We start from the raw sequence: 26,321 nt of genomic DNA, 5'->3' as shown, positions 1-26,321 counted from the left end.
TTAACCTCACGATCATTTATTTTCTGCTTCTTTTGAAAGCATAACAAACTCTATTGCTTTACAGCTGTCGTTGTCAGACGTTACTATAGCCTTTCCGCTGTTCATTACATATCCGGCAGAGTTAAAAGCAAACTCTGTGCCCTGCTTATTATCCAATGAAATATATCCCCATCCGGATTCCTTCTGTACCGCCGCAAAGCCGTTTGAAAATGACCTTGCTCCGTTATACTGAAAATCTATCGTTATTTCGCCTTCATTTGAAACATAGCCCCATTTACCGTCACGGCAGACTGCCGAAGGCATATCCGATACAAACATATCCGCATTTTCAAAGTCTTCGTTTCCGACCATATCCCCCGACTTATCATACAGATTATATTTTCCGTCCTTTGAAGCGAAATACAATCCGTTATAAGAGCAAACTCCGTACTCATTTATTATCACATCATCATAAATAAAATCCGTAACCTGTTTCAGATCGTCATCTATAACTGCCCATTTTCCGTCTTTTTTTACGGGAGCGATCCCGCTTTCAAATGCCCCTGCATAATCGTAATCAAAATTAAATTCCTCAAAATCTTCATTAACATATCCGTAGCTTCCGTCCCTGAGAGCAGGGGCATAACCGCCGCTTATCAAGCCGAGATACTGATAGGAATTATCGGGAACAAGCTTTCTGTTGCCGTTTATATCTATATAATACCACTCACCGCAGTCGCAAACGGGTATGACTTCCTTTTCACTGCTGTAGGCTCCTATTTCATCGTATTTATACTTGATCTTTTTCTTTAAATTGCTGCTGCTCATACCCCAGCCCTTTTTGCTCATAACAGGCACATATCCGTTATACTCAGTTTTAAAGGCGCTAAGGTCAACATATATTTCGCTGTACTGAACGCTTAATTCATCATAAAGAGCATTAATATTTCCCCCTGCCTTGTTTTTCCTTGCTTCAAGAACAATATCCGCCGCATCATCGTAATTTTCAAGACTCATATAATAATCCGCAAATTTTATGTATATGCTTTCATTTTTCGGATCGGCATTTTTTGCCCTTTCGTATATTTCCTCCAAGCCCTTTTCATCATTCAGGTTTTTATATGAATCAAATATTTTAAGCATTATATCATAATTATCCGGATCCATTTCCAACGCCTTATTATACTGCTCAACGGCGTCTATATAAATACCCTTTTCCGCCAATGCATCCGCATCTGATATACACTGAGCATATTCAATCTGCGACTGCTTTTTATTATTGAATACGGAATACCACGTCAGCGCCGTAAATATTATCATAACGATCAAAACCAGTCTGGCATTATTCATATTGATCCCCTCAGCCTTCCAATCCTACAAAATAAACTAGTATAAAATATGTCATCATTCCAAGAAAAACAAAAGGCGCCATCGGTATGCTGTCCTTAGCCTTGTATTTTTTTGAGAGCATTAAAATTATTCCTGCCAGCGCAGCATAAATAAAAGAAAACATCATTACCGAAAGAACATTGGTCCTTCCTGTATAAAAGCCGATAAGCGCAAACAGCTTTACATCTCCGCCGCCCATTTGATTGCGCGAGATCAAAAGCATTACCACAGCTACAAAAACTGAGATCGCCAAGCTACGATGACTGGAACGATAAGCCGCATACTAAGATACAATATCCGTGGGACGACGCTAACTATTATCATCAGGGGGCGCTGTTCCGTGACGAGCAGTACGTTTATCTGCACGTCAGAATGAGCGAAAGAAGCTATACGCAGTTCAACGGATATAATTACTGCTTTACCGCAGACGGAAAGGAGACCTATGTTGCGGTAGTTCCTCCCGAGGGGGAGCAGATCGGAGAAGGAAACAATACTGTAGTTGTAAGGGCACAGAACGGCTATTCTCTTATTGACGGCGCCGAGGGCGTTGTAACCAGAAAGCAGGGAGAGCCTGACGAATGGGAACTGAGGATACCGCTGTCGTTCTTATCGGATCAGCCTGAACTTATAAAGGAAATAACCTTTCATTCGTCAAATCTGGGACCACAGAATATAATCGCTACGGGAACTCCGACGCTTCCGTTTCTTGTCGCCGGAACAGGAGCAGCTATAGCTGTCGGAGGATTTCTGCACAGCAAGAGGAAGAAGGATAAATGAATATTGTAACGGCAGTATGCCTTATTATATGGATATATCTGCTTACAGTGCTTCATCGTGCAAGGCTTCCGTTTTTTAAATTTCTGGTCGGAAGTGTAGGACTGTTTATATTCATGATGATAATTCTCCAGCCTGTAGTTACCGTTCCGCTGTCCAGGCTCGTAGCTGCAGGAGCAGGCGTGATAGGAGATCTGACCGGAATTTTCAGATCGTATTATCAGTATTCTCTTATATTTATAGAAAGCGGACAAAGCGCGATCTCCATGTATATCGACTATGAATGTTCCGGGGTAATAGAGATATTTGCACTTACCGCGCTTATATGGTTCTTTCCGCTCTACAGTCTGCCAGAACGGGCGGCGGTGAATATAATCGGAATTATCTGGATATATGCTGCAAATATCCTGCGGCTGCTTGTGATCTGTCTGCTTGTCCATTTTTTCGGGGACGATATTTATTACTTCGCTCATGCGATCTTCGGAAGAATTATATTTTACGGACTTTCTGTAGTTTTGTATTTCAATATATTTACAAAGTCGCAGATAATACGTCAGAAGGTGGGAAGATTCAGCTATGACTCAGATTCTTAACAGCTTCGCTCAGCATATGATCTTCTGGGCGGCATGGATAATCATACCCCTGGTCATAGAAATAATTCCTGCGCTGGGCGGATTTATAATATTAATAAAGAAGCGGCTTTTCTCCAAGTCGGAGGAGAAGCTTGAGATCTACCCTGAAATTACGCTGATAATACCTGTATATAACTCTGCGGATACTTTGGAGGGCTGTCTTGAGTCGGTTTTTAATTCAGATTATCCTAAGGCTAAAATAGATATAATGCTTGTAAATAATATGAGCAGAGATAACAGCTTTGAGGTTTTCTGCCGTTGTCAGGAAAAATTCCCCGAGCTTTCAATGCAGTGGCTCAACGCAAGGCAGGGAAAATCAAAAGCGCTTAATCTTGCGCTTTTCAACAGCAGAGGCAAATATATAATTCATATCGACAGCGACGGAAAGCTTGTATCCTCCGCCCTGAAGAATATGGCGGAAAAGTTTGAGCGTAATCCGAATATACACTGTCTGACCGGAGTGGTTCTGACCGATCCTCAGCAGATCGAGCAGACGGAAAGCTTTCCTATGAGGCTTTTCCGCAGGTGCGAATTTCTGGAATACTGTCAGGCGTTTCTGGCGGGACGGAATTTTGAGTCTGAGCTTGACAGCATATATACGCTTTCGGGAGCTTTTTCAGCTTTCAGAAAGTCGGTTATCCTTAAAACAAGGCTTTATAATACCGATACCGTATGCGAGGATACGCACGTTACCTTTCAGGTAAGGAAGCTGCTGAAAAAGAGCGTTCATTTATGTGAGGACGCACTGTTTTTTGTAGACCCTATTGAAAATACGGGAAAGCTTTATACTCAGCGTCAGCGCTGGCAGGTAGGAGAGCTGGAGGTATCGCATATGTTTCTGAAAAAGGAGATGCGCTCCAACGGCTTTTTCTCAAACTTTCTTATAAGGACGCTTATTTTTGACCACACGTTTGCGTTTCCGAGAATGATCTGGTACTTTGCGCTTATATGCCTTGCAATGCTCAATTATCCGTTTTCGCTGATAGTAGGCTCGGTACTGGTGCTTTATCTGCTGTATGTTATTTCAGGCGCGCTTTTTTACCTTAATATAATCAGCTATCTGAAAAAATTCACTTCAATAAGGCGGTATTATATCAGGAAAATATATTTGCTTCCGCTTATGCCGCTGTATAACTTCTATATATTCTGGATTAGGTTTGCGGGGATCATAAACAGCATTACGCTTCGCAGCGGCTGGAAAACCTCGTCGTTTCTCGAGGAAAGACAGCGTTTCTGCAAAGTCATTAGGAACGACTTCGCGCCTATATCAAGGCTTGTTTCAAGACTGAAAAGACTTGTCAATACTGATGGACAGAAGTAAAATTATCTGAGAGGAGGCGCCGTTTTCGCTATGAAAAGATATAGTATAAAAAAGGATAAAAGAATTATTTTCGTTCTGACGGCGGCGGTAATTTCCATCGTATTGACTGCTTTTGTTATGACCTTTTTCAGGCGTCAGGAAAGCAGTCTGAGGGAAAATATCCTGAGCATGAACAGCGATATGCAGCAAAGCCAGATAAGCGCGGCGCTTGCAAGCGGCTATAACAGTGCAGAGGAGCTGAAGAACAGTCTGCTGAAGCTTGATGAAAGCAGCTCATATTGGTTCGTGTATTCGTCAGACGGCGCAGTGTTTGAAAAAAATGAGGAGCAGACTCAGGCTTTAAAGGGCATGACTTTGGAGAATATTCGGGAGTATTACGAAAGAAAAGGCGGAGAGGGACTTGACGGTCTGTTTTCATATATAGACGGCGGCAAAAGCTTTTCGGCTGTTGTCGTAAAGGATAAGCAGACGGGCGCTGAGCTTATCTCAGCACAGTTCGTTACCATAGGAGGTCAGACTTACTGCGCAGGAAGGTCGGTAAAATGCTCTTACATATATTCGTCTGCAAGGATAAGCGAGCATATTCTTAGGCTCAGGATAGTTTCGGGGGCGGTATGCGCAGTAATTATTGTTCTTTCAGTTTTATCTGCGGCGGTAATTTGCAGGAAAAGCGAGCGGATCGCTGCGCTTAAAGCCGAAGGTGAAGAAAAGAGCAGAAAGATCCAGCAGCTCTGCGACAGAGAAGCCTGGGACGGGGAGGAGCAGACTGACGCTCTTACTGGATTGTTCAGCCGCAGCTTCTTTGACGCAATAATAAAAAAGCTTTCGGAGCGCAGGGCAGAAAATGTAAGGTTCGTGCTGCTAAGAATAACTGATCTTTACGGTATATGCTATCTAAAGGGCCATGAAGCCGCAGACGGTATTGCTGCCGCAGCCGCACGGGAGTTTTCCGATTGCTACAAGGACTGCGCCTGTGCAAGGCTTTCATATGATACGTTCGCCGCTGTTCTGGCAGGGGGACATTCAGAGGATAAGACTTCAGAGCTTGAAAAAATGCTGAGAAGAAACTGTTCGGAAGCTGAGTTCTCTGTAAAAATATCAGACAGCGGAAAATCGGCTGAAGTATTGGCGAAGGCGCTTTCGGAGCTTAACGGTCATACAGGTGCAAATAAGAAAGGCAGGGCTGTAAGTGAGGTTTTGTGAATATAAGTTCAAGTTTTATATAAATGCCAATCACGCTATTTATATAGACGGGGTACTGGGTGAAAATCATCCTCATACCTGGGAGATAACGCTTGAAACTATAAAAATACGGAATGATTTTGTTCAGTTCGACGCAATTGAAAAAAAGGCAGAGGACTTTCTGGCACGTTTTCAGGACTGCGATATGAACAAGACCGAGCCGTTTGACACTATTAATCCTACGGTTGAAAATATAGCGGAGTATTTAAAGGACGAATTAAGCAGGATACTATGGGATAACGGCTGGCTTCTTTCAGTTATAGAGGTTGCCGAAACTCCGTCGAGATCTTATATAATAGACGTTTCCGACGACGCTGAACTTTTTAAGGAGCAGGCGGCAAAGGACGAAGCCGGCAGGGCGTATGCGTCTATTGACGAGGCGGCGGAGCAGAGAGTAGAGGAAATTCTCCGAGCCGCAGAGAAAAGCGAATAAATTAAAAAACGGCGTTTCTGTTTCAAGAAACGCCGTTTTTTGTATGCTATTATTTTAATCGTCCAGCGTATATCCGAAGCCGAGGATCTGCATATTGTTTTCCTCTGCCCCCTCAGCCATAGATATCTCAATTTCGTATTCGGTATTCTCAGGCTGCATTCCGATATTTATGATCTGGGGATTGCCCCAGCCGGACGGCGATACCGCCTCTATATCAAGCTCATCGTAAAGCTCGCCGCCGCAGGTTACTTTAACGTGAACGGGACCGAAGTTTCCCTGCTTCATCTCTTTATATATAAGATAAACAAACTTTCCTGTAAATTTAAATTTCAGCGGTTCGTTATTACCTCCGGGAACATATGACCAGCCGTTTGTAAAGCTTGCAGTATCAGTTCCTTCTTTCCAATCTCCCAGCGATTCCGGGGTAAGATTTGTGTTTTCGTAAAGGTGTGCTCCCAGCTGCCTTGGAGTATAAAGCGGCTCGGCAGGATAAACGTATTCCTCAGCCGGAATATCTGATACCGTATCAAAATAGTAGTCTATCATTTCAGCGACCAGCTTGTGTCCCTCTGTATTCGGGTGCGACTGATCGTCAGAGAAATCCTCCCACTTCATTTTATTATTTTCAAACATATAGCGCAAAGCATCGCAGTAGGATATCATAGGCAGGTCATAGTGTTCGCCGATAGCTTTCATGTAATCCTGTGCGGAATAATCCTCAGCAGTTACCGAGAACAGAAGAACCACCGCTACGTCCCTCTCCAGAAGCTCCCGAACGATACTTTCGTAGGAGTTTTGATGATCGGCGTCCGTTCCGTCGTTTACGGCAAACTCTATAAAGCAAATGTCCGGCTCGTACTGAAGAACGTCGCGTTCAAGACGAAGTATACCCAGCTTTGAGGGAGTTCCGCTCAAGCCTGCGTTGCAGTATTTTACATTGTCGCCTGTGCCGAATTTCTCAGAAAAATGGTCGTAAGTAAGCTTAGCATAGCAGGCGCTGTCGCCGGCGGTAAGACCCTCGGTAATAGAGCCGCCCAGATAAGCCACAGTTACGTCCTCGCCGGACTGCGCCTTTTTTATCTTTTCCTGCATTTTACCGGTATTGCCATAAGAGAACAATGCTTTTTTCAGCATTGCGTCGTGCCATTCCTCATCGGTTTCAGGTGTTTTCTCAGCGGCTGAATCAACTGACTGAGATACGTCGGAGCTGCCCGAAGCGGAGCTGTTCTCCTTGCCGCAGCCGGAAAGAAAGGTAAGTGAAAGTCCTAGTGCGGTCAGAAAGGCAGCAGCTTTTCTTAAATTCATACAAATGATCCTCCTAAATCGTTTTCGTACCTTATATACGCAAAAAAGCATGGACAAAGCCATACTTTCTGCAAAAAAACTGTAAACGGTTTCTTATTCCATACAGACAAAAAGTACGGTCAAAGCCGTACTTTTTGAAATATTTATCAGTTTACAACTGCCTTTTCTGTTTCCTTATCAAAGATATGAATCCTGTTAGGATCAATAGCAACCTGAATTTCGTCCTGAGGTCTTGCTGTAGAACGAGGCGAAACTCTTGCGGTAAGCGGAATACCTTCGCAGGTAAGGTACAGATAGGTTTCAGCACCCATCATTTCGGTTACGTCAACGGTTGTTTTGATAATTCCGGTCTTAGCTGTTGAAAGGAACATCTCTTCATCGTGGATACACTCCGGACGTACGCCGAGAACAACCTCCTGATCAACCAGCGGCTCCAGAACTTCAGGATCAGCCTTAGCTTCGGGAACTTCAACAGTGTATTTAACTCCGCGGGTAGTCTTTGTATCCTCAGAACCGAATTCAACTACATACTTGCCGTCGATCTTGAGCAGTTTAGCGTCGATAAAGTTCATCTGAGGCGAGCCGATAAAGCCTGCAACAAACTGGTTAACAGGATTGTTGTAAAGGTTGGTAGGCGTATCGATCTGCTGGATATAGCCGTCCTTCATAACAACGATTCTGTCGCCCATTGTCATAGCTTCTGTCTGGTCATGAGTTACATAGATAAATGTAGTACCCAGCTTATTATGAAGCTTTGAGATCTCGGTTCTCATCTGAGCACGGAGCTTAGCGTCAAGGTTTGACAGAGGCTCGTCAAGCAGGAATACCTGCGGTTCACGAACGATAGCTCTTCCCAGAGCAACACGCTGTCTCTGTCCGCCCGAAAGAGCCTTTGGCTTTCTGTCAAGAAGGTGAGATATGTCAAGTATTCTTGCAGCCTCTTCAACCTTTCTTGCGATCTCGTCCTTAGGAACCTTACGGAGCTTAAGACCGAAAGCCATATTCTCAAAAACGGTCATATGAGGATAGAGAGCGTAGTTCTGGAAAACCATTGCAATATCTCTGTCCTTAGGAGCGATATCGTTAACGAGTCTGTCGCCGATATAAAGCTCGCCTTCGCTGATCTCCTCGAGTCCGGCGATCATTCTAAGGGTCGTTGACTTACCGCATCCGGAAGGACCAACGAGAATAATAAACTCCTTGTCCTTGATTTCAATGTTGAAGTCGGAAACCGCAATGACACCGCCTGCATACTTCTTATAAATTTCTCTTAATGATACACTTGCCATCTTTATAAGGACCTCCCTATTTAAATTTTACTAATTACCATATTAGCTATACTAATATCATAACAAATTTTTCATATCCAGACAAGAGTTTTTTTCACTAAACTTTATTATAACTCTTTATAAATAATGACGAAAAATCAACAATGGTTTCCAATAAATGGAAACTAAAACGTTATCGTGCCAAAAGTTTTTCAACATCTTTGTGCAATATCTCCAAACACTCTCCAAGGGCTAAAGAGGGGTCAAGAGCAAGCGCTCCGATAGCTGTTCTTTTAAGAAAAACAACATTGTTTCCCAGACTGTGAAACATTCTTTTGACCTGGTGAAACTTTCCCTCATGAAGGATCAGGGTACATTCAAAGGCGTCATCGCTACCCGAAAATTCAGCGGGAAGGCATTTTTCATTTCCGTCTATAGTCATTCCAGCGGCAAATGCTTCCCTGTAGCTTTCCTCCCACGGTTTTTCAAGACGGACAAAATAGGTTTTCGGAACATGGCTTTTCGGTGAAAGCATTTTATGAGCAAGCTCTCCGTCGTCGGTAAGCAGTACAAAGCCCTCGGTATCTTTATCCAGACGCCCGGCAGGGAACATTCCGGTTCTGCGGTACTCCTCGGGGATTATTTCCAGAACTGTCTGAGATACGCCGTCCCTTGTGGAGCAGACTACTCCCTGCGGCTTATTGAGCATAATATACAGGTATTTCCGATAGCTTATTTTTTCTCCGTCCACATATATTTCTGCCCGGCTTTCGTCTATCTGAGTATCGGGCTTTTTTATTGCCCTTCCGTCTGCGGTAACTCTGCCCTTTCGGCACAGTTCTTTTACCGTACTGCGGGAAATATCAGGACGCTGGGAGGAAATAAATTTATCTATGCGCATAATATCTCCTTTCCCCTAATGCTTTTATACAAAGCTATTATAGCATACCTTCGCAAAAAAGTAAAGGGCGGATAATTTATATCCGCCCATGTAAATCAGCCTATTTCATTTCGGGGTTTTTCAGTCCCTGAATAAAACCGTCAAGCTCGGTGCAGCAGACATCTCCGCCTACAAGAACGCCGTCGCATATCATAAGATTGCATATCATGCAGTCCTTTTCCTCATGCCCCTTGTAATTCAAGACCTGATAGGTGTAAACTTCAACGGTCTTTCCCTTGTACTTTTCAAGATCGAAGCCCTGCTTTTTCTGCAATTCGTTATACTTTTTATATACGTCGTTGAATTCCTCAGGTATTGTTATTACTTTGCATTCGGTGTATTCCTCCGATACCTTCCAGCCCATTGATTTCATGAAGTCCTGCCGCTGAGCTTCGGTTTTCAGAGTATAGACCGTAGGCTTTCCCGCTTTTCCGATTATCATTGCTATAACCACGATAATACACAAAAGAATTGCCGCCGCACCGGCAAGCGCAGCTCCGGGCTTTTTAACTTTTACTGTTTTAACAAACATATATCTCCCTCATTTCCGGACGCTCGTCAGCCACGTCCTGTGTTTTGTAAATATATATGCCTGACGTTTTTGTTTAATTACAAAGAACAAGCTGCGGATAAAAATATTTTTATGCGGTATATTAGAAGTAATGATATTTAAGCGCCGAGGGAGGAAATAAAGTGAGCGTTTCAAGAAAGCCCAGAATAATCGCAATGGCGGTTCTGATTCTGGTTTCCGCAGCCGTCTGTGTAGCTGTGCTGTTCAACGTTCAGCTTTACGCTGTATACGCAATATGGAAAACGCCGAGGATAACGTCGGTAAGAGAAACGCTGTATGCTGTTAGGGGTAATATTTATGACAGGAACGGTGTGCTTCTTGCTGGTACGGACGAAAACGGAAAGAGATATTATCCCGAAAATACCGCCGTTCATATACTAGGAGCGCTGAATTCTTCGGGAGAGCCTCAGGGCGGCGCAGAGCTTGCCTTTAATTCTTATCTTCTGCCGCAGGAGGGCTATGCTGAGCTTGAATATACGACCTTAAAAGGAGTTACCTATCTTTCAAATGAAAATATAGTTCCTGCTCAGAACGGCAGGGACATATATCTTACAATAGATTCAAGAGTTCAGCTTAAAGCGGAAGAGCTGCTTAAAAATGCAATGAACGAATATCAAAACGGCGTTTCCTACGGTGACTGGGCGCCGCCCTCCGGTTCGGGAGGAGCGATAACTGTTCTGGATACGGAAACGGGGGAGGTGCTTGCAATGGCGTCTGCTCCTGATTTTGAGCTTGCGGATTTTTCCGAAAATTACGATGAAATAATAAAAAACGATAATTCTCCGCTGCTCAACAGAGCGTCTCAGGGGCTTTATCGTCCCGGCTCGACGCTTAAAACGTGTACTGCGATCGCCGCGCTGTCTGAAGGCGTGATCTCGCCCTACAGCTATTTTTTCTGCAAGGGCAGCTACGATCTGTCCGGAATGGAGTTTTCCTGTATGAACGAGCATAGGTTCGTTACAGTAAAAAAAGCTCTTGAGGTAAGCTGTAATATTTTCTTTTATAAAACGTCGCAGCTGCTGGGCATTGATGATCTTGTAAGCTACGAAAAGGGTTTCGGGCTGGGTGAAAGCCCTGATTTTGCACTTCCGGCATACGGAGGACGTCTTGCGTCGCCGGAGCTTTTTGAAAGCATGGGAGAGGTCTGGACTGAGGGTCAGCTGCTTCAGGCTGCTATCGGTCAGTCTGAGACCGCCTGTACTCCGCTTCAGATGGCTCTTATGGCGGAGCAGATCGCAAACAAGGGGGTAAGATATGCTCCCAATATCGTACTAAAGATTACGGACGGAAATTCAGATGACGTTTATAAGCCGGGAACAAGGATAAGCGCCGCTGCTCAGGACAAGAACAAGGCGTATGAGATTTGTACAGAGGGCATGACTGAGTCTACAAAGTATACCTACGGTCAGTATTCGCTGTCGCAGCTTGATGAACCGGCGGCGATAAAAACAGGAACTCCTCAGTCTCCGCGCGGCTATGACAGTGCAGTAATAGGATTTTATCCAGCAAACGATCCTAAGATAGCGTTTTCGGTAATGCTTGAGGGAGGCGCAAACGCTAAAAATACCGTCGGCTTCCTGATAACGGCTGCAATGGACAGGGAGACGCAGTATTAGCAATTGAATCCGAAAATACGCCGAAGACCCGATACGGAAAATAAGTCTTCCGAAAAATAATACTCAAACGTTTTCGGAGATTTGATTTTAATCAAATGAACATTGTGCAATATAGCTAATAATCATGTAAAAAATTAATGTGAATTAACGATTTTATACTTTTTTGCAATTTAAGCTTTGACAATTTCAAATTCTGTGGTAAAATAAATAGTAGGTAACATCGGTTAGGGTCTTACCGTTTGACTGGTATTTTTTGTATTTTAACGGCTTCCCCCCGATGCTGATATGATATTTCATTCTGCGTTAAGGCGCAGTTCTGATAAACGAAAGGAGCAATAGGAATTATGTCAAAGATTATTGCAGTTACTTCGGGTAAGGGAGGAACGGGAAAATCCTCAATAAGCGCCTGTCTCGGCTACGCTCTTGCAAAGCAGGGAAACAGAACGCTTATAATAGAGCTTGACTTTGGATTAAGGTGTATGGATATTATGCTCGGTATGCAGGGAAATATTACCTATGACCTAGGAGATGTTCTTGAGGGTACCTGCGACGTTTACAAGGCTACAACCACCGTAAAGCTTGCTTCAAATCTAAGCGTTCTGTGTGCGCCGTCCGACCCGTTCGTTCAGCTCAAGGCGGAGGACATTGAAAAGATAACGTCTGAAATGAGAAAATATTTTGAATACATAATTATAGATACTTCTGCCGGTATCAACGGTTCGGTTTTTGATATTGTAACCAATTCCGATCTTATTCTTATAGTTACAACTCCGGATCCGGTATGCGTACGCGACGCAAGAATGATGTCTGACGAGTTTTATAAGAGGGGAAATCAGAAGCAGCGGCTTATAATCAATAAGGCGAGCAAGAGGATATTCGAGTTTGAGGAAATGGACGATCTTGACGCTATTATTGACACTGTAGGGGTTCAGCTGCTCGGAGTTATTCCTGAGGACAGCGCTATACCGCTTGCTACAGGAAAGGGCGCACCTCTTTCGTCAAGCTCTATGGGATTCCTTGCGTTTTCCGCTATTTCCAGGAGGATCAAGGGAGAGCATATTCCTATATCTATAAAGATCTGATAATATAAGGCATTTTCAGGAATTTAAAATTAACGACTTAATTGAATTGGGGGGACTTATATTGAATATTGCACTTATCGCTCACGATTCCAAAAAGGAGCTGATGGTACAGTTCTGTATAGCTTACTGCGGAATACTGAGCAGACATAATCTCTGCGCTACCGGAACTACGGCGAAGGTAGTCGGCGAGGCGACCGGACTTAAAATACAGCGCTACCTAAGCGGCTCGCAGGGCGGAGATCAGCAGATAGGAGCAAGAATTTCATGCAACGAGATCGACATACTTCTGTTTTTCAGAGATCCTCTTTCACCGAAGCCGCACGAGCCTAATGAATTTAATCTGCTCAGGCTATGTGACGTTCACAATATTCCGGTAGCTACTAACATTGCAACTGCCGAAGCGCTTATTCATTCTCTTGAGCGCGGCGATCTTGACTGGAGAGAGATCGTCAATCCTGCAAGGTATTGATTTTTTACAGCTGAATATAAAATGCGACGACGGGGAGAGTAAGTTTATTTTAAGCTTTTCAGCGAGGGCGGAGGGTGAAAGCGCCTAAGTTTTGGTAAATCGAAGGACGCCTCACGAGCTTGCGGCTGATAAAGGCCGTGCGTAGCCTCTGCGTTAAAGAGAAGATGAGCGGCAGGAATTTCTAAAATTTCTGCAATTAGGGTGGTATCACGATCACGGTCGTCCCTTTTTACAGGGGCAGACCGTTTTTGTATTTTATACGGCTCACTGACTGATATTATGTTGTTATCAGAAGTTTTCCGTACAAAAGCGGAACAGAAAACGAGTAAACCAGAAAGGACATGAAAAAATATGGCGTTATCAGTACAAAGACCAAAGGGAACTCAGGACGTTGTTCCTGCTGAGGTTTATAAATGGCATACAGCCGAGCAGATAGTCAAGGATACAGCCGAACAGTTCGGTTTTAGGGAGATACGCATTCCTACCTTTGAGGAAACAGGTCTGTTCGTGCGCTCGGTAGGCGATACTACCGACGTTGTTCAGAAAGAAATGTACACGGTTTCGGCTTCCGGCGGAAGCACCTTTACTCTCCGCCCCGAGGGAACTGCCGGAACTATAAGAGCGGTTATGGAAAACGGGTTACTGAATGAGGGTCTGCCTCAGAAGCTCTTCTATATTCTGTCCTGTTTCCGTCATGAAAAGCCTCAGGCGGGACGTTTAAGAGAATTTCACCAGTTCGGCTGCGAGCTTATAGGCGCGGCTGATCCGGCGGCTGACGCTGAGCTTATAGCCCTTGCTAAGTCGGTTATAGACAAAGCCGGGCTGAAAAATGTTGTGCTTAATATCAATTCGATCGGCTGTCCCGAATGCAGGGCGAATTATCATAAGGCTTTGAAGACTTATTTTTCCCAGTATAAGGATAAGCTCTGCGCTACCTGTCAGGAGCGTCTTGAGAAGAATCCTATGAGGCTGCTGGACTGTAAGTCAGACGAGGATAAGAAAATCGCCGAAGATGCACCGGTTATTCTCGATTATCTCTGTTCGGATTGTCAGGAGCATTTTGTCGGCCTGCAGGAAAACCTAAAGCTTATGGGAATAGATTATAAGATAAATCCGAGGATCGTAAGGGGACTCGATTATTATACCAGAACCGTTTTTGAGTTCATTACTACAGATATAGGAGCTCAGGGAACGGTATGCGGAGGCGGACGCTATGACGGTCTGATAGAAGCTCTCGGAGGGAAGCCTGCTCCGGCGCTTGGCTTCGGAATGGGTCTGGAAAGACTTATACTTACAATGCAGAAGCAGGGCTGCGAGTTTTTGGAGCCTAAGACCTGTGATATTTATATTGCCGCTATGGGAAAAGAGGCAAAGGAAAAAGCCTATAAAGTTATTTCTATGCTGAGGGAAGAAGGCTACAGAGCGGAATATGACCTTGTAGGAAGAGGACTTAAGGCTCAGATGAAGTACGCTGATAAGATAAAAGCCAGATATGTAATGGTACTGGGCGAAAACGAAATAAATACGGGATCGGCAAACGTAAAGAATATGAAAACCGGAGTTCAGACTCAGGTCAGTCTTGATGAAGGGCTTCTGGACGACTTCGGCGCCTGCTATTACGATATGCTAATGGAAGAGGACGAGATGTTCCGAAGCTTTGCAGAAAACTTCGGAAACAGCGATCGGGAGCAGCAGTGAACGGCTGTTCCGAATAAAGTAAGGATCAATGAAAGGAAGTATAAATTATGAGGTGCAAGCAGTGCGAAAAGGTAGCGGTTTGCGAGATAAAGACACCGCTGGAATACAGCTATGCCCTGGAGGCGCTGAGCAAAATGGTAAAGGCGGGAGAGCTTGAAATCACCTATCAGACCTGTCCTATGGAGCTGATAATACTCAAGGACGGCAGATTCTTTGCAGATAAGCTGTTCCATCAGTTCAGGTGTACAAAGTGCGGAACGGTCTACGGAATGTTTATAAACACCAAATGCGGCGGAGAGATAAAAATAAACGACAAGGTTTTTGATCCCTCCGATTATCCGGATAAAAAAGAGGAAGATAAATAATGCTGCTGATATTGCCTGTTAGCTACGAATTTGAAACGACGCTGACTCCTAAAAGAGTCGCCAGAAAGCTTGATGGAGAGATCGTAGAGCACAGACCGACTGTAAATATAATGTCGCAGGGAAAATTCATGAAAAGGTACCGTAACGAGTCTGTTTACTACGGCAGACGCTCCTCCCGAACCGATTTTCAGATATTTCATCATCAGGCGAAAAAGCGCGACGGCGGTACTACCGGATTTTACGGAAGGATCGAGAAAACTCCCGGCGGCTCAAAAATATCGGGAAAATTCAGAAAACCGCTTTATACATATGTTTTTGCAGTATTGTGGACGCTAATAGCAGCGCTTCTGGCTCTTACCCTGCTTGCGCTTGAAGAAAAGACAGGAGCAGTATGCTTTGCCCTTTTATGGGCGGCAGGTATCTTCTTTATGTTCTGGGACGATAAGAAGAAGTATTTAAGAATGTACCTAGATACGTTTCCGAAAGCGGCAGAGAATGAGGACGGCGGATAATAATCAGCTATAAAAATAAAAACCGAGGGTGAATAATGAAGGTTATATGCGGTACCTGCGGAAACAAATTTGATCCGCTTAAAAACGGAGGAATATGCGCACATTGCGGAATGAGAGTAAGCGGCGACGTTATTCGGGAGGCTGAAGAAAATAACGCCGTACAGGGCGAAAAGCTGAAGGATATTTTAAAAAGCTATCTTAACAGAAAGCTTGCTCAGGATATGAAAAAATCACCTCTGAGAAAAGCCCCCGTTCAGATCACGCTCTGCATTGTGCTGATTTCGGCGATTGCGGGAGTTGCGATATACAGCTATAATGAATATACCAACACAGTAAAAGCTAACAGCGGCTATGAAAGTACAGTTAATATGCAAGTCGAAAGCTGTGATATGAGTGAAGAGCTTACGCTTAGCGGAACCTCTGTAAAAATAATAGGCTGCAAAAAGGCTGACTATAATGAGTCTGTAATTTCTGACGGCTTCAAGCTTATCGAAATAAGCTACGAACGCGGTGAATATGCCGGCTCTCTTGTTCTGTCGTACGTTTATCTTAACGACGGAGAGGTATACGTCAAGCCGCTTGATACTTATGAACTGGAAAAGGTTTTTGATAAAGACACAGACCGGCTTAGGGAGCTTGGATATGCCGACAGTTTCCGTGCTCAAACTGATGACGAGGCGGGAATAGGAAAGCTTGTTTTTGCAGTCCGTGAAGATATTACCGAGTTTACTCTTTGCGCATATAAAATGAATGAAGCCGAGGGCGGTGCAGTAAGAGCCGAGGTAAGATACGACATAGCTGTAAAGGAGGATAAGGCGGAATGATCAGCGTTATTATCGAAGCCGTCTGGCTCGCAGTTAAAAAGCTGTTTCAGTATTTCGGCATTGCGGCAGTGCTTCTTATCGCATTGTTCATCTGTGCTTCGGCTCTTCCCAATTACGCAAGAGAAGAAGCAAGGATTCAGGCTATGTATCAACGAAGCGTTGAATTTATCTCTCTTGAGGAAATAGAGCCGACTGACTACAGCCGTGTTTTTAAACTGAGATTTAAAAATAACGATTCAGATACTCTGAATGGTTTTTCTTTTACTGTCAAGGATAAGGACGGTAACATTATTTTTACGGATTTCAACTCAGAATATGAGGAACTGGAAATTCACAGAAGTCCCGTGATAGTGCAGACAACTCCGCCCGGTTGTGAAAATATTGTATATCTGAGTATTGACGATTATAAGCTTGAGGGTATTGATAAGCTTTATCTGTCTGAGATCAGCGATTCCGATAAAGATGACCCGGGAACCGAGTTTGAAATATAATTTGAAATTTATTTGCAAAGGAAGTAATAAAAATGAAGCTTGACACAATGAAAGGCTTGAAAAGAACTCATTACTGCGGAGAAGTACCCAACGAACCGCAGGAGGTTGTAGTATGCGGCTTTGCCGACAGAGTAAGAGATATGGGAAACCTTATTTTTATAAATCTCCGCGACAGAACAGGGCTTGTTCAGCTTGCCTTTAACGACGCTACCGACAGAGAGGTATTCGCTAAGGCGCAGACCGTCAAAAGCGAGTATGTTCTTATGGCAAAGGGTAATATTCAGAAGCGTGAAAGCGTGAATAAAAAGCTGAAAACAGGCGAGATAGAAATTATAGTAACAGATCTGAGAATACTCTCAAGGGCTGAAACTACGCCATTTGAGGTTGCAAATTCCGAAAAGGTAAACGACGAGCTGAAGCTGAAGTACCGATATCTTGATCTGAGGAATCCAAAGCTTCAGGAAAATATGATAAAGCGTCATAAGATAGCTCAGGTAACAAGAGAGTATTTCTATGAGAACGGTTTTCTTGAAATTGAAACGCCTATGATGATGAAATCTACTCCTGAGGGCGCAAGGGATTATCTTGTTCCTTCAAGAGTTCATGCGGGAAAATTCTACGCTCTTCCCCAGTCGCCGCAGATTTACAAGCAGCTGCTTATGATCTCCGGCTACGACCGCTATATTCAGCTTGCAAGATGCTTCCGTGACGAGGATCTTAGAGCGGACAGACAGCCTGAATTTACTCAGATCGACCTTGAGATGTCCTTTGTTGACGCAGAGGATATCCAGGAGTGCGTAGAGGGATATATAAAAAGACTTTTCAGCGAGGTAATGGGAATAGATATTAAGCTTCCGCTTGAAAGGCTTACCTTTGCCGACGCTATGAACCGCTTCGGCTCTGATAAACCTGATACACGATTCGGAATGGAAATTCAGGATATTTCAGACGCTGTAAAGGACATTGATTTTGTCGTGTTCAAATCTGCGCTTGAAGCCGGCGGCTCTGTCCGTGCAGTCAATGTCAAGGGCGGTGCGGCGACTTATACAAGAAAGGAGATCGACAAGCTTGTTGAACACGCTAAGGGCATCGGCGCTAAGGGACTTGCCTATATCCGCTGGGCCGACGAGCCGAACTGCTCCTTCAAGAAATTCTTAGGCGAGGGCGATTTGGAAAAGATCTGTTCTGCCGTTGACGCCGAAAAGGGAGATCTTGTGCTTATCTGCGCCGACAGAACCAAGGTCGTTCTTTCAACGCTCGGTGCTGTCAGGCTTATTGCCGCAAAGCGTCTTGACATTATTCCTGAGGGCAGATACAACTTCGTATGGATCACCGAAATGCCGTTCTTTGAATTTGACGAGGAGAATAACACATGGGTGGCAGCGCATCATCCCTTTACAATGCCTATGGAGGAATGTATGGAGTATCTTGACAGCGATCCTGCAAACGTTCGCGCTAAGGCTTGGGATCTGGTACTCAACGGAACGGAGCTTTCAAGCGGTTCTATGAGAATAACCGACTTTGAGCTTCAGCAGAGAATGTTCGAGGCCCTGGGAATGAGCGATGAGGAAATTGAGGCTAAATTCGGCTTTCTCGTTGACGCTTACCGCTACGCCGCTCCTCCCCACGGCGGAATGGGAATAGGACTTGACAGACTTGCAATGATCATGTGCAAGGCTGACAGCCTGAGAGATGTTGTAGCGTTCCCCAAGGTTCAGAATGCAAGCGAGCTTATGAGCGCATGTCCTTCGGCTGTAGACGAAAAGCAGCTTGAGGAGCTGCATATAAGAACGGCGGCAGCAGAATAAGCGGTAATGCAGATACTGCCTTTTCTCATCAGGAATATGATCGGGAAATACTGAGGACTACTCTGTTTTATAATGATATGCTTGATGCAGGGTGCGGAACAGGACGCTCTTTGTAAAAGTATACTCAGTGACAGTGAGGTAAGGCTTGAAAGGCTTGTTCGGATGTTTAATGCCGACGGCGGCAGGCTTAAAAAGTGCGGTGTAAAGGCGGAGCTTGTGAAGCGTTCAGTTTCGGAACAGGGTTACTTCTCGGAATTTAACTTGTGATCTCCCTTATGGTAGATCATTGGTTGCAATTATTATAAATATATGCTATAATAACCTAAAAACAATAAAAGCGAGGTGTCAGTATTTATGGCTATCAGGGAATCGGGAGAGGATTATCTTGAAACGATCCTTATCTTACATGAGCGGACCGGCTATGTCAGATCTATAGATATAGCGGCAGAACTGGGTTTTTCAAAGCCCAGCGTCAGCAGAGCAATGGGGATCCTGAAGGAGAGCGGTTTTATTACCGTTGAGCCGGACGGTCAGATCGTACTGACTAAGCAGGGTTATCTCAGAGCGAGAGAGGTTTACGACCGCCACCTGCTTATTACAAGGTTTCTGAGAGATGTTCTTATGGTAAGCGAAGAAAACACAAATGCCGACGCCTGCAAGATCGAACACGTTATAAGCCATGAGACCTTTGAAAAGCTTAACGTTTTCGTAGACAGCTATCTGAAAGACTGACGCTGATATTTATTTCTTAGGGGGGAGCGGCTGAAATGAAGATAGTAAAGGTGCTTAACAATAACGTTGTAATAGCTGACGGCGGAGCGGGAGAGGTTGTCGCTATGGGCAGCGGACTTGGCTTTCAGAAGAAAAAGGGAGATATTATAGCTAAAGACCGAATAGAAAAATACTTTACTCTTGCCGACGGCGGTTTGTATGAGGAATTCAGCAGACTTATGGAGGATATTGATCCTGCCGCATTAAGGCTTTCGGAGCAGATAATTTCCGAGGCGGAGAGGATCCTTCCGGGCATACAGCTCGGTGAATCACTGCATATATCCCTGTGCGATCATATAAACGGAGTAATACGGCGTCAGGCGGAGGGAATAACGCTTGATAACGCCGTCTGGACTGAGATCTGCAGGATATATCCGGACGAGTTCAGGCTCGGACAGTATGCGGTGGAGCTTATGAACGATAGCTTCGGATACAGTCTCGGAAACGGTGAGGCGGCGTTCATAGCCGTACATTTTATAAACGCTCAGGGCGGCGGCGCAGGAGAGAGCGGGAAAACGGCTAAGCTTATCAATGATATTTCAGAAATGGTAAGGGCGTATTTCAAAATTGAGCCTGATACGTCCGGAGTAAGCTACTATCGGTTCATAAGCCATATAAAAAGCTTTGCCGGAGCAGTTCTCGGCGGAGTCTTTTCCGAGGAGGACAGCGGTCTTTACGGGTTTGTAAGTGAAAGGTATCCCGAGGCCTGCCGCTGTGCGGAGCAGATCAATAAAATGATCCAGATAAAGTATAAGGGCCGTATTACAAAGGACGATACGGCGTATCTTGCCTTATATATAGACAGGCTTGTGAGATAAGCCTTGAAAAACCGTTTCCGTCAGAATCCGGAAGCGGTTTTTCAGTACAAGTCGGTTCGACTCAGCATGAAATAAAAAGTTAATTATTTATTTATTGCCCCTGGTTGACTTTTACGGGCAAATGGTGTATATTATTAAGAATAATATAATAAGAAAATGAAGTGAAAAGCTAAATGAAGTGGGAGGTTGTAAAATGCTTAATGAAAACAGTATGAAAGAAAAATTCGGAAAGGAAGGACTTACCTTTGACGATGTTCTTCTTATTCCCGCAGAATCGGACGTTACTCCTAATATGATCAACCTTAAAACCAGACTTGCAGGGGATATTATGCTCAATACCCCTATCATGACTTCAGCAATGGATACCGTTACAGAGTCAAAAATGGCTATCGCTATCGCAAGAGAGGGCGGTATCGGTATTATTCACAAGAATATGACGGTCGAGAAGCAGGTCGAAGAGGTCGATAAGGTTAAGCGTTCAGAAAACGGCGTTATAGTAAATCCTTTTTCTCTTACAGGCGACAGAACGGTTGCCGAGGCTGACGAGCTTATGGGCAAATATAAGATCTCAGGAGTTCCTGTTGTTGACGAAAAGGGGAAGCTTGTCGGTATTCTTACAAACCGCGATCTGCGTTTCATTACTGATTTTGATATTAAGATCTCCGATGTTATGACTAAGGAAAACCTTGTTACTGCCCCCGTAAATACAAACCTTCAGCAGGCTCAGAAGATACTTATGAAGCATAAGATCGAGAAGCTTCCGCTTGTTGACGACAACGGTATGCTCAAGGGCCTTATTACTATAAAGGATATCGAAAAGGCTGTTCAGTATCCTAATTCTGCAAGAGATAAGAACGGCAGGCTTCTCTGCGGCGCAGCTATCGGAGTAACCGCTGATGTGCTTGACAGGGCTAAGGCGCTTATTGACGCTCAGGTCGATGTGCTTGTTCTCGACTCTGCTCACGGTCATTCCAAGAATATAGTTACCTGTCTTAAAAGGGTCAAGGAGGCATTTCCGCATATCCCTGTTATTGCAGGAAATATCGCAACTGCCGAAGCGGCTGAGGCGCTTATCGCCGCAGGTGCAGATGCGCTCAAGGTAGGTATCGGCCCGGGTTCAATATGTACTACCCGTGTTGTTGCAGGTATAGGCGTTCCTCAGATAACGGCGGTTTACGACGTTGCCTGCGCTGCGTCCAAGCATAATATTCCTGTTATTGCAGACGGCGGAATAAAGTATTCGGGAGATATTGTAAAGGCTCTTGCCGCAGGAGCAAGCGTTGTTATGCTCGGCTCTCTGCTTGCAGGCTGTGAGGAAGCTCCTGGAGAAATGGAAATTTATCAGGGCCGTTCCTTTAAGGTATACAGAGGAATGGGTTCGCTTGCGGCTATGCAGTGCGGCTCTAAGGACAGATACTTTCAGGAGGGTGCAAGAAAGCTTGTGCCTGAGGGCGTAGAGGGACGTGTTCCGTTCAAGGGTGCGGTTTCCGATACTATTTTCCAGCTTGTCGGAGGAATCCGTTCGGGAATGGGTTACTGCGGCTGTCCTGATATCCAGACTCTGCACGAAAATGCCAAATTCGTAAGGATAACCGGCGCCGGACTCAAGGAGTCGCATCCTCATGATATTTATATAACAAAGGAAGCGCCTAACTATTCGGCGCAGATATGATCTGAACGTAAAAAAATCGGAGAAAGGTACCGTTAAAGTATCCTTCTCCGATTTCTTTTGTGCAGGAGCAGTCAAATAATACCAGACAACTAAAAAATACGGAGCAGGTCATTAGATCCATGCTCCGTATTTTATATTTCTATGTAATTTGCTTCTGCGCTTTCTATGAGATCAGCCAGCCGAGTATTTCAAAGTTCTTTGCGCCGCTCTCGTCGACCGTAACTGTTACCGTGTGCTTTGCGGCCGTGTCCGAAGTATAAAGCTCGCTGTTTGTGGCATAATCGCCCCAGCCGCCTGTAAAGTCGCCGTTTACGTTTCCTACGTCCTCGCCGTCGATGTTAACAGTCACGCTGCCTGTATTTCCGTCAACTGTTTTATAATACAGCATACCGAGGTTCTTGAATTCCATCTCAAACGTAACAGAGCCGCCGGTTTTTGTTGCCCAGCCGTCCGCAAAGTTCCACGGGGAAGAGGGCTCTGTAAACGCTCCTGCGTCTTTTACTGTAATATCTCCGTCCTTCTTGTTGGCAATAGCCGCCGCCGCATATTTATCTCCCGTGGGGGATTCTGCGTCAAACGGCTTTGGCTCTTCGGCTGAATCCGCAGTTTCCTTTACCTTTGAAGCAAAGTTGATAAGCATCTGACCGAGCATTATATGTCCCTGATCGTTGGGGTGAATATTGTCCGGTGAAATATCTTTCCATGCGATATTTCCTGCTTCTACCTCAGGAAGAACTGCGTCATGGTATGAGATTATCGGAATATCATATGCAAGACCGATCTCGGAGTGGACCTTCTGAGGACAAGTACCATCCTCCATAGTCATTTCCACCAAAACTACTGCGGGATTGTTTTCGGCTGACAGGCACTTTCTGATAAGGCTGTCCATCGTAGCCTTGTAGAATTCGTTGTCAACGTCGTTTATAAACTCGATAAAAATAATATCTGGCTGAGCGTCTAATACGTCTTTCTGAACCCTGTGAACTCCCAGATAAGAATCGGTAGCGCCTATTCCGGCATTGGTAACGTCAACGTAGTAGCTTACGTTTTCCTCCCACCAGGTCTTGAACTGGTTTACATACTGATTTGAGCTTGAAGAGGTCACTGAGCCTGCGGTTATCGAGTCACCGAGGAAGGTTATCTTAGTTGTTTCCTTAGGATTGTCCACGGCGTTTTTCAGCTTCTGCGCAAGCCTTGAGGTATCGCCCTCGTTAAGAACAGAGCGGATCAGCATATTTTCCGTACAGCCCTGTGCAATATCTACAGCTCCGTCGTTTACAGGAGCTTTCAGTTCGCTCTGAGGCTCCGACGGCTTGGAATCGTCTTCGCTTTCGCTGGTCTGGGAGGACTGCGCCGAGCTTTTTACGTCATCTGAATCAGAGCTTGAATCTGAACCTCCGCAGCCTGAAAAAGCCATGGCGGTCATCATCAGCGCAACTGTGAATGCAAGCTTTTTTTTCATAGCAATATATATCCTTTCTTTGCTTCGGGCTGTTTTTACGCCCGTATTAATTATTTACAGCAAAATTATTATACATCATAAACAGCTGATTTGCAAGCGTTTTGCACAAAAAATCTGTATTTTGCATGAACTTTTTTGTGAAAACGATTTCTATTCTTGACATCGGATACGGCAGAGAGTAAAATAGAAAAAAGGTTTATGTAATAGGTTCGGAAGGAGGAATGCCCGAAGCTCAGGGCATTATGATTAATATGGAGTTACTGAATGATATGAAGCTTATTTCGGCGGACGACGAAAATATTTCCTATATGGGAAGAACGGAATATACGGATAAAAAAGCTGTTAAATTCGTATTTGCGGGAATGTCGGCAACTCTCAGATTTAAAGGAACGCAGATCTCGGCAGTGATCTTTAATCACAGATTTTACAATATTATGGAACTTGGAGTAATTATAGACGGCAGAGAGGATAAGGTGCGCTTTGATACTGATCATGAGAAATTTACTTTGCTTCTTGCCGAAGGCCTTGAGTACGGTGAGCATGAAGTAACGCTGTTCAAGCGTCAGGATGCGTCGCACTATTTTGATTTTTACGGCTTTGCGGTCGATAAGGATGCCGAAGCGTTTCCTCCCGCTGCAAAGCCTGGCAGAAGAATAGAGTGCTACGGAGATTCCGTTTCGGCAGGAGCGGTATGTGAGGCTGTTGAATATACGGGGAAATGCGACCCGGAGAACAACGAGGGACAGTGGGATAACGCTTGGCATTCCTATTCAATGATAACGGCGAGAAATCTCGGGGCGGAAATTAACAATATCGCTCAGGGCGGAATTGCGGTTTTTGACGGAACAGGCTATTATCACGCTCCCAACTATATCGGAATGGAAACGGCGTATAATAAGGTATGCTACTTTCCTGAAGCTGAGGGGGGATATTCGGAGTGGGATTTTTCTCGGTATACTCCCCATATAGTTATTCTTGCCGTAGGTCAGAACGATCAGCATAATGAAAAAGACGGCGATCCCGATATTAATGACCCTCAGTTCAGAGAGCGCTGGAAATCGGGATACAGAAAAATAATCAAAGAGCTGCGTTCAAAGTATCCGAAGGCACAGTTTATAATGCTGCTGACGGTGCTTATGCATGATCCGGGCTGGGATAAAGCGGTGGACGAAATAGTATGCGGGCTTAAAGCAGAGGGAGATAAAAGGATCTCTCATTTTATGTTCAGGCGTACAGGAAAAGCAACTCCCGGTCACCCAAGACTGTCGGAGCAGTATGAAATGGCGGAGGAGCTTACGGCGTATATTTCAAATATGGATACCCAAATCTGGCAATAAATCAAAATATGTATAAAAAATTCTAAAAAATTTTGAAAAACCCCTTGACAAACTGAAATTTATAGGTTATACTATAATACAGATAGATAATTGAGGAGAATTAATAATGCAGAATTCTGAAAAGACCATGGATAAAATCGTTGCTCTTTGTAAGAACAGAGGCTTTGTTTATTCAGGCAGCGAAATTTACGGAGGTCTTGCAAATACATGGGACTACGGTCCTTTGGGCGTTGAGCTGAAAAACAACATCAAGAAGGCTTGGTGGAAAAAGTTTGTTCAGGAAACCCCATATAACGTAGGTCTTGATTCGGCGATCCTTATGAACCCTGAAACATGGGTGGCTTCCGGTCATTTAGGCGGCTTTTCCGATCCGCTTATGGACTGCAAGGCTTGTAAGACACGTCACAGAGCCGATAATCTTATTGAAGATTTCGACGGCACAAACGTTGCCGGCTGGACGAATGAGCAGATGATGAGTTACATAAGGGATAAAGGAATTGTTTGTCCTGAATGTGGAAAAAGCGATTTTACAGATATACGTCAGTTTAACTTAATGTTCAAGACCTTTCAGGGGGTTACCGAGGATTCAAAATCCGAGTTGTATCTCCGTCCTGAAACGGCGCAGGGCATATTTGTTAACTTTGCAAATATACAGAGGACCTCTAGAAAGAAAGTACCTTTCGGCGTAGGACAGATCGGAAAGTCTTTCAGAAATGAGATAACTCCCGGAAACTTTATTTTCCGTGTAAGAGAATTTGAGCAGATGGAGCTTGAGTTCTTCTGCAAACCCGGTACAGATCTTGAGTGGTTTCAGTATTGGAGGACCTATTGCAGGAATTTCCTGATAGACCTTGGTATCAAGGAGGAAAATCTCAGACTGAGGGATCACGATCCTGAAGAGCTTTGCTTTTATTCAAAGGCAACTACAGACTTTGAATATCTCTTCCCGTTTGGTTGGGGCGAGCTTTGGGGCATTGCCGACAGAACAGATTACGACCTTACTCAGCATCAGAATCACAGCGGAAAAAGCTTAGAGTATTTTGATCCTGAGGATAATTCAAAATATATACCTTATGTTATCGAGCCTTCTCTTGGCGTTGAAAGACTATTCCTTTCAATAGTTACGGAAGCTTATGACGAAGAGGTTATCGACGCGGAAAAGAACGATACCAGAACTGTAATGCGACTGCATCCGGCTCTTGCACCTGTAAAGGCGTGTGTTCTTCCGTTGGTTAAAAAGCTTAAAGAGCCTGCACTCGAGCTTTACGGCAAGCTTGCGAAAAAGTTTGCTATCGAGTATGATGAGTCCGGTGCAATAGGCAAAAGGTATCGCAGACAGGACGAAATAGGAACTCCTATCTGTATAACCTATGATTTTGATTCTCTTGAAGACGGCTGTGTAACGGTTCGTGACCGTGACACAATGGAGCAGGAGAGGATCAGGATTGAGGAGCTTGAAGCTTATATTGAAAAGAAGCTTGAGTTCTGATTGATTTGATTTAAAAGATCTTGTATCTTTTAATAGCTGGCAGGTTTGCTTTA

General features: G+C 44.4%; 27 protein-coding genes and 1 other annotated feature. Of the genes, 20 read left to right on the top strand and 7 right to left on the bottom strand.

Features of this window, described 5'->3' with window-relative positions:
- Positions 1–12: 12 nt before the first annotated feature.
- Together ACYQ0H_RS00200 and ACYQ0H_RS00195 are read right to left on the bottom strand one after the other, a co-directional pair.
- A complete protein-coding gene (locus ACYQ0H_RS00200) occupies positions 13–1,329 on the bottom strand; it encodes a WG repeat-containing protein (protein ID WP_459810815.1) in 1,317 nt (438 codons plus the stop codon).
- Positions 1,330–1,339: 10 nt separating this feature from the next.
- Positions 1,340–1,621, bottom strand: a complete 282-nt coding sequence (locus tag ACYQ0H_RS00195) for a prepilin peptidase (RefSeq protein WP_459810814.1) — start codon at positions 1,619–1,621, stop codon at positions 1,340–1,342.
- Here ACYQ0H_RS00195 and ACYQ0H_RS00190 point away from each other — a divergent pair.
- The 5 genes from ACYQ0H_RS00190 to ACYQ0H_RS00170 are packed head-to-tail and all read left to right on the top strand — an operon-like array spanning position 1,609 to position 5,770.
- Positions 1,609–2,145 (top strand): Firmicu-CTERM sorting domain-containing protein, encoded by a 537-nt coding sequence (locus ACYQ0H_RS00190; RefSeq protein WP_459811217.1) that lies wholly within the window; start codon positions 1,609–1,611, stop codon positions 2,143–2,145. The two genes, ACYQ0H_RS00195 and ACYQ0H_RS00190, sit on opposite strands and share 13 nt — an antisense overlap.
- A complete protein-coding gene (gene xrtG, locus ACYQ0H_RS00185; RefSeq protein WP_459810813.1) occupies positions 2,142–2,735 on the top strand; it encodes an exosortase family protein XrtG in 594 nt (197 codons plus the stop codon). Before ACYQ0H_RS00190 ends, xrtG begins: the two co-directional genes overlap by 4 nt.
- Positions 2,719–4,095: a TIGR03111 family XrtG-associated glycosyltransferase gene (locus tag ACYQ0H_RS00180; RefSeq protein ID WP_459810812.1), complete on the top strand. Its 1,377-nt coding sequence runs from the start codon at positions 2,719–2,721 to the stop codon at positions 4,093–4,095. Before xrtG ends, ACYQ0H_RS00180 begins: the two co-directional genes overlap by 17 nt.
- Before the next feature lie 30 nt (positions 4,096–4,125).
- Positions 4,126–5,298 (top strand): diguanylate cyclase domain-containing protein, encoded by a 1,173-nt coding sequence (locus tag ACYQ0H_RS00175; protein ID WP_459810811.1) that lies wholly within the window; start codon positions 4,126–4,128, stop codon positions 5,296–5,298.
- Complete coding sequence (locus tag ACYQ0H_RS00170; RefSeq protein WP_459810810.1) at positions 5,285–5,770, top strand: 6-carboxytetrahydropterin synthase; 486 nt, start codon at positions 5,285–5,287, stop codon at positions 5,768–5,770. The genes ACYQ0H_RS00175 and ACYQ0H_RS00170 overlap by 14 nt, the downstream gene beginning before the upstream one ends.
- A 54-nt stretch (positions 5,771–5,824) precedes the next feature.
- On the opposite strand, the gene ACYQ0H_RS00165 is transcribed toward ACYQ0H_RS00170, so the two are convergent.
- The 4 genes from ACYQ0H_RS00165 to ACYQ0H_RS00150 form a co-directional block, all read right to left on the bottom strand.
- Positions 5,825–7,075 carry an SGNH/GDSL hydrolase family protein gene (locus tag ACYQ0H_RS00165; protein ID WP_459810809.1) on the bottom strand — a complete coding sequence of 417 codons (1,251 nt, stop codon included), beginning with the start codon at positions 7,073–7,075 and terminating at the stop codon, positions 5,825–5,827.
- A 146-nt stretch (positions 7,076–7,221) separates the two neighbouring features.
- On the bottom strand, positions 7,222–8,364 hold the full coding sequence (locus tag ACYQ0H_RS00160; protein ID WP_459810808.1) for an ABC transporter ATP-binding protein: 1,143 nt from the start codon (positions 8,362–8,364) through the stop codon (positions 7,222–7,224).
- Positions 8,365–8,536: 172 nt separating this feature from the next.
- Positions 8,537–9,244: a pseudouridine synthase gene (locus tag ACYQ0H_RS00155; RefSeq protein ID WP_459810807.1), complete on the bottom strand. Its 708-nt coding sequence runs from the start codon at positions 9,242–9,244 to the stop codon at positions 8,537–8,539.
- A 100-nt stretch (positions 9,245–9,344) separates the two neighbouring features.
- Complete coding sequence (locus ACYQ0H_RS00150; protein WP_459810806.1) at positions 9,345–9,815, bottom strand: DUF4830 domain-containing protein; 471 nt, start codon at positions 9,813–9,815, stop codon at positions 9,345–9,347.
- A 161-nt stretch (positions 9,816–9,976) separates the two neighbouring features.
- On the opposite strand from ACYQ0H_RS00150, the gene ACYQ0H_RS00145 reads away from it, so the two are divergent.
- From ACYQ0H_RS00145 to guaB, 13 genes are all read left to right on the top strand, one after another.
- On the top strand, positions 9,977–11,470 hold the full coding sequence (locus ACYQ0H_RS00145; RefSeq protein WP_459810805.1) for a peptidoglycan D,D-transpeptidase FtsI family protein: 1,494 nt from the start codon (positions 9,977–9,979) through the stop codon (positions 11,468–11,470).
- Positions 11,471–11,814: 344 nt separating this feature from the next.
- Positions 11,815–12,552: a nucleotide-binding protein gene (locus ACYQ0H_RS00140; RefSeq protein WP_459810804.1), complete on the top strand. Its 738-nt coding sequence runs from the start codon at positions 11,815–11,817 to the stop codon at positions 12,550–12,552.
- A 61-nt stretch (positions 12,553–12,613) separates the two neighbouring features.
- Positions 12,614–13,021, top strand: a complete 408-nt coding sequence (locus ACYQ0H_RS00135) for a methylglyoxal synthase (protein WP_459810803.1) — start codon at positions 12,614–12,616, stop codon at positions 13,019–13,021.
- A gap of 17 nt (positions 13,022–13,038) precedes the next feature.
- Positions 13,039–13,251 (top strand) — a binding site (T-box leader).
- 121 nt (positions 13,252–13,372) lie between these two features.
- Positions 13,373–14,719, top strand: coding sequence for a histidine--tRNA ligase (gene hisS / locus ACYQ0H_RS00130; RefSeq protein ID WP_459810802.1), 1,347 nt, complete (start codon positions 13,373–13,375; stop codon positions 14,717–14,719).
- A gap of 47 nt (positions 14,720–14,766) precedes the next feature.
- Positions 14,767–15,084: a hypothetical protein gene (locus ACYQ0H_RS00125; protein ID WP_459810801.1), complete on the top strand. Its 318-nt coding sequence runs from the start codon at positions 14,767–14,769 to the stop codon at positions 15,082–15,084.
- A complete protein-coding gene (locus tag ACYQ0H_RS00120) occupies positions 15,084–15,596 on the top strand; it encodes a hypothetical protein (protein WP_459810800.1) in 513 nt (170 codons plus the stop codon). Before ACYQ0H_RS00125 ends, ACYQ0H_RS00120 begins: the two co-directional genes overlap by 1 nt.
- A 35-nt stretch (positions 15,597–15,631) precedes the next feature.
- On the top strand, positions 15,632–16,420 hold the full coding sequence (locus ACYQ0H_RS00115) for a hypothetical protein (protein ID WP_459810799.1): 789 nt from the start codon (positions 15,632–15,634) through the stop codon (positions 16,418–16,420).
- On the top strand, positions 16,417–16,911 hold the full coding sequence (locus ACYQ0H_RS00110) for a hypothetical protein (protein ID WP_459810798.1): 495 nt from the start codon (positions 16,417–16,419) through the stop codon (positions 16,909–16,911). The genes ACYQ0H_RS00115 and ACYQ0H_RS00110 overlap by 4 nt, the downstream gene beginning before the upstream one ends.
- 32 nt (positions 16,912–16,943) lie before the next feature.
- Positions 16,944–18,719 (top strand): aspartate--tRNA ligase, encoded by a 1,776-nt coding sequence (gene aspS / locus ACYQ0H_RS00105; protein WP_459810797.1) that lies wholly within the window; start codon positions 16,944–16,946, stop codon positions 18,717–18,719.
- 72 nt (positions 18,720–18,791) lie between these two features.
- On the top strand, positions 18,792–18,986 hold the full coding sequence (locus tag ACYQ0H_RS00100) for a hypothetical protein (protein ID WP_459810796.1): 195 nt from the start codon (positions 18,792–18,794) through the stop codon (positions 18,984–18,986).
- A gap of 87 nt (positions 18,987–19,073) precedes the next feature.
- Positions 19,074–19,451, top strand: coding sequence for a metal-dependent transcriptional regulator (locus tag ACYQ0H_RS00095; RefSeq protein ID WP_459810795.1), 378 nt, complete (start codon positions 19,074–19,076; stop codon positions 19,449–19,451).
- 35 nt (positions 19,452–19,486) lie between these two features.
- Entirely contained in the window at positions 19,487–20,308 is an 822-nt protein-coding gene (locus ACYQ0H_RS00090) for a PRD domain-containing protein (protein WP_459810794.1), read from the top strand.
- Positions 20,309–20,501: 193 nt separating this feature from the next.
- Positions 20,502–21,980, top strand: a complete 1,479-nt coding sequence (gene guaB, locus ACYQ0H_RS00085) for an IMP dehydrogenase (protein ID WP_459810793.1) — start codon at positions 20,502–20,504, stop codon at positions 21,978–21,980.
- Between the two features lie 163 nt (positions 21,981–22,143).
- Here the strand turns inward: guaB and ACYQ0H_RS00080 are convergent, their stop codons facing one another.
- Positions 22,144–23,442 (bottom strand): GDSL-type esterase/lipase family protein, encoded by a 1,299-nt coding sequence (locus tag ACYQ0H_RS00080; protein WP_459810792.1) that lies wholly within the window; start codon positions 23,440–23,442, stop codon positions 22,144–22,146.
- Positions 23,443–23,663: 221 nt separating this feature from the next.
- On the opposite strand from ACYQ0H_RS00080, the gene ACYQ0H_RS00075 reads away from it, so the two are divergent.
- Together ACYQ0H_RS00075 and ACYQ0H_RS00070 are read left to right on the top strand one after the other, a co-directional pair.
- A complete protein-coding gene (locus ACYQ0H_RS00075; RefSeq protein ID WP_459810791.1) occupies positions 23,664–24,779 on the top strand; it encodes an SGNH/GDSL hydrolase family protein in 1,116 nt (371 codons plus the stop codon).
- Between the two features lie 106 nt (positions 24,780–24,885).
- The gene (locus tag ACYQ0H_RS00070; protein WP_459810790.1) at positions 24,886–26,268 is read left to right on the top strand and encodes a glycine--tRNA ligase; all 1,383 of its coding nucleotides are present in this window, start codon (positions 24,886–24,888) and stop codon (positions 26,266–26,268) included.
- The last annotated feature ends 53 nt before the right edge of the window (positions 26,269–26,321 follow it).

The sequence above is a fragment of the Hominimerdicola intestinalis genome (assembly GCF_054655215.1).
The sequence above is the reverse complement of the archived record's forward strand: the minus strand, read 5'-3'. Positions and strand labels throughout refer to the sequence as shown.

What these genes read in the sequence shown, in the direction of transcription:
- aspS (WP_459810797.1), top strand. Translation starts at nt 16,944, where the DNA reads ATGAAGCTTGACACAATGAAAGGCTTGAAAAGAACTCATTACTGCGGA.
- ACYQ0H_RS00120 (WP_459810800.1), top strand. Translation starts at nt 15,084, where the DNA reads ATGCTGCTGATATTGCCTGTTAGCTACGAATTTGAAACGACGCTGACT.
- ACYQ0H_RS00180 (WP_459810812.1), top strand. Translation starts at nt 2,719, where the DNA reads ATGACTCAGATTCTTAACAGCTTCGCTCAGCATATGATCTTCTGGGCG.
- ACYQ0H_RS00090 (WP_459810794.1), top strand. Translation starts at nt 19,487, where the DNA reads ATGAAGATAGTAAAGGTGCTTAACAATAACGTTGTAATAGCTGACGGC.
- ACYQ0H_RS00155 (WP_459810807.1), bottom strand. Translation starts at nt 9,244, where the DNA reads ATGCGCATAGATAAATTTATTTCCTCCCAGCGTCCTGATATTTCCCGC.
- ACYQ0H_RS00080 (WP_459810792.1), bottom strand. Translation starts at nt 23,442, where the DNA reads ATGAAAAAAAAGCTTGCATTCACAGTTGCGCTGATGATGACCGCCATG.
- ACYQ0H_RS00070 (WP_459810790.1), top strand. Translation starts at nt 24,886, where the DNA reads ATGCAGAATTCTGAAAAGACCATGGATAAAATCGTTGCTCTTTGTAAG.
- ACYQ0H_RS00160 (WP_459810808.1), bottom strand. Translation starts at nt 8,364, where the DNA reads ATGGCAAGTGTATCATTAAGAGAAATTTATAAGAAGTATGCAGGCGGT.
- hisS (WP_459810802.1), top strand. Translation starts at nt 13,373, where the DNA reads ATGGCGTTATCAGTACAAAGACCAAAGGGAACTCAGGACGTTGTTCCT.
- ACYQ0H_RS00115 (WP_459810799.1), top strand. Translation starts at nt 15,632, where the DNA reads ATGAAGGTTATATGCGGTACCTGCGGAAACAAATTTGATCCGCTTAAA.
- ACYQ0H_RS00075 (WP_459810791.1), top strand. Translation starts at nt 23,664, where the DNA reads ATGCCCGAAGCTCAGGGCATTATGATTAATATGGAGTTACTGAATGAT.
- xrtG (WP_459810813.1), top strand. Translation starts at nt 2,142, where the DNA reads ATGAATATTGTAACGGCAGTATGCCTTATTATATGGATATATCTGCTT.
- ACYQ0H_RS00150 (WP_459810806.1), bottom strand. Translation starts at nt 9,815, where the DNA reads ATGTTTGTTAAAACAGTAAAAGTTAAAAAGCCCGGAGCTGCGCTTGCC.
- ACYQ0H_RS00140 (WP_459810804.1), top strand. Translation starts at nt 11,815, where the DNA reads ATGTCAAAGATTATTGCAGTTACTTCGGGTAAGGGAGGAACGGGAAAA.
- ACYQ0H_RS00110 (WP_459810798.1), top strand. Translation starts at nt 16,417, where the DNA reads ATGATCAGCGTTATTATCGAAGCCGTCTGGCTCGCAGTTAAAAAGCTG.
- ACYQ0H_RS00175 (WP_459810811.1), top strand. Translation starts at nt 4,126, where the DNA reads ATGAAAAGATATAGTATAAAAAAGGATAAAAGAATTATTTTCGTTCTG.
- ACYQ0H_RS00095 (WP_459810795.1), top strand. Translation starts at nt 19,074, where the DNA reads ATGGCTATCAGGGAATCGGGAGAGGATTATCTTGAAACGATCCTTATC.
- ACYQ0H_RS00200 (WP_459810815.1), bottom strand. Translation starts at nt 1,329, where the DNA reads ATGAATAATGCCAGACTGGTTTTGATCGTTATGATAATATTTACGGCG.
- ACYQ0H_RS00165 (WP_459810809.1), bottom strand. Translation starts at nt 7,075, where the DNA reads ATGAATTTAAGAAAAGCTGCTGCCTTTCTGACCGCACTAGGACTTTCA.
- ACYQ0H_RS00125 (WP_459810801.1), top strand. Translation starts at nt 14,767, where the DNA reads ATGAGGTGCAAGCAGTGCGAAAAGGTAGCGGTTTGCGAGATAAAGACA.
- ACYQ0H_RS00100 (WP_459810796.1), top strand. Translation starts at nt 18,792, where the DNA reads ATGATATGCTTGATGCAGGGTGCGGAACAGGACGCTCTTTGTAAAAGT.
- guaB (WP_459810793.1), top strand. Translation starts at nt 20,502, where the DNA reads ATGCTTAATGAAAACAGTATGAAAGAAAAATTCGGAAAGGAAGGACTT.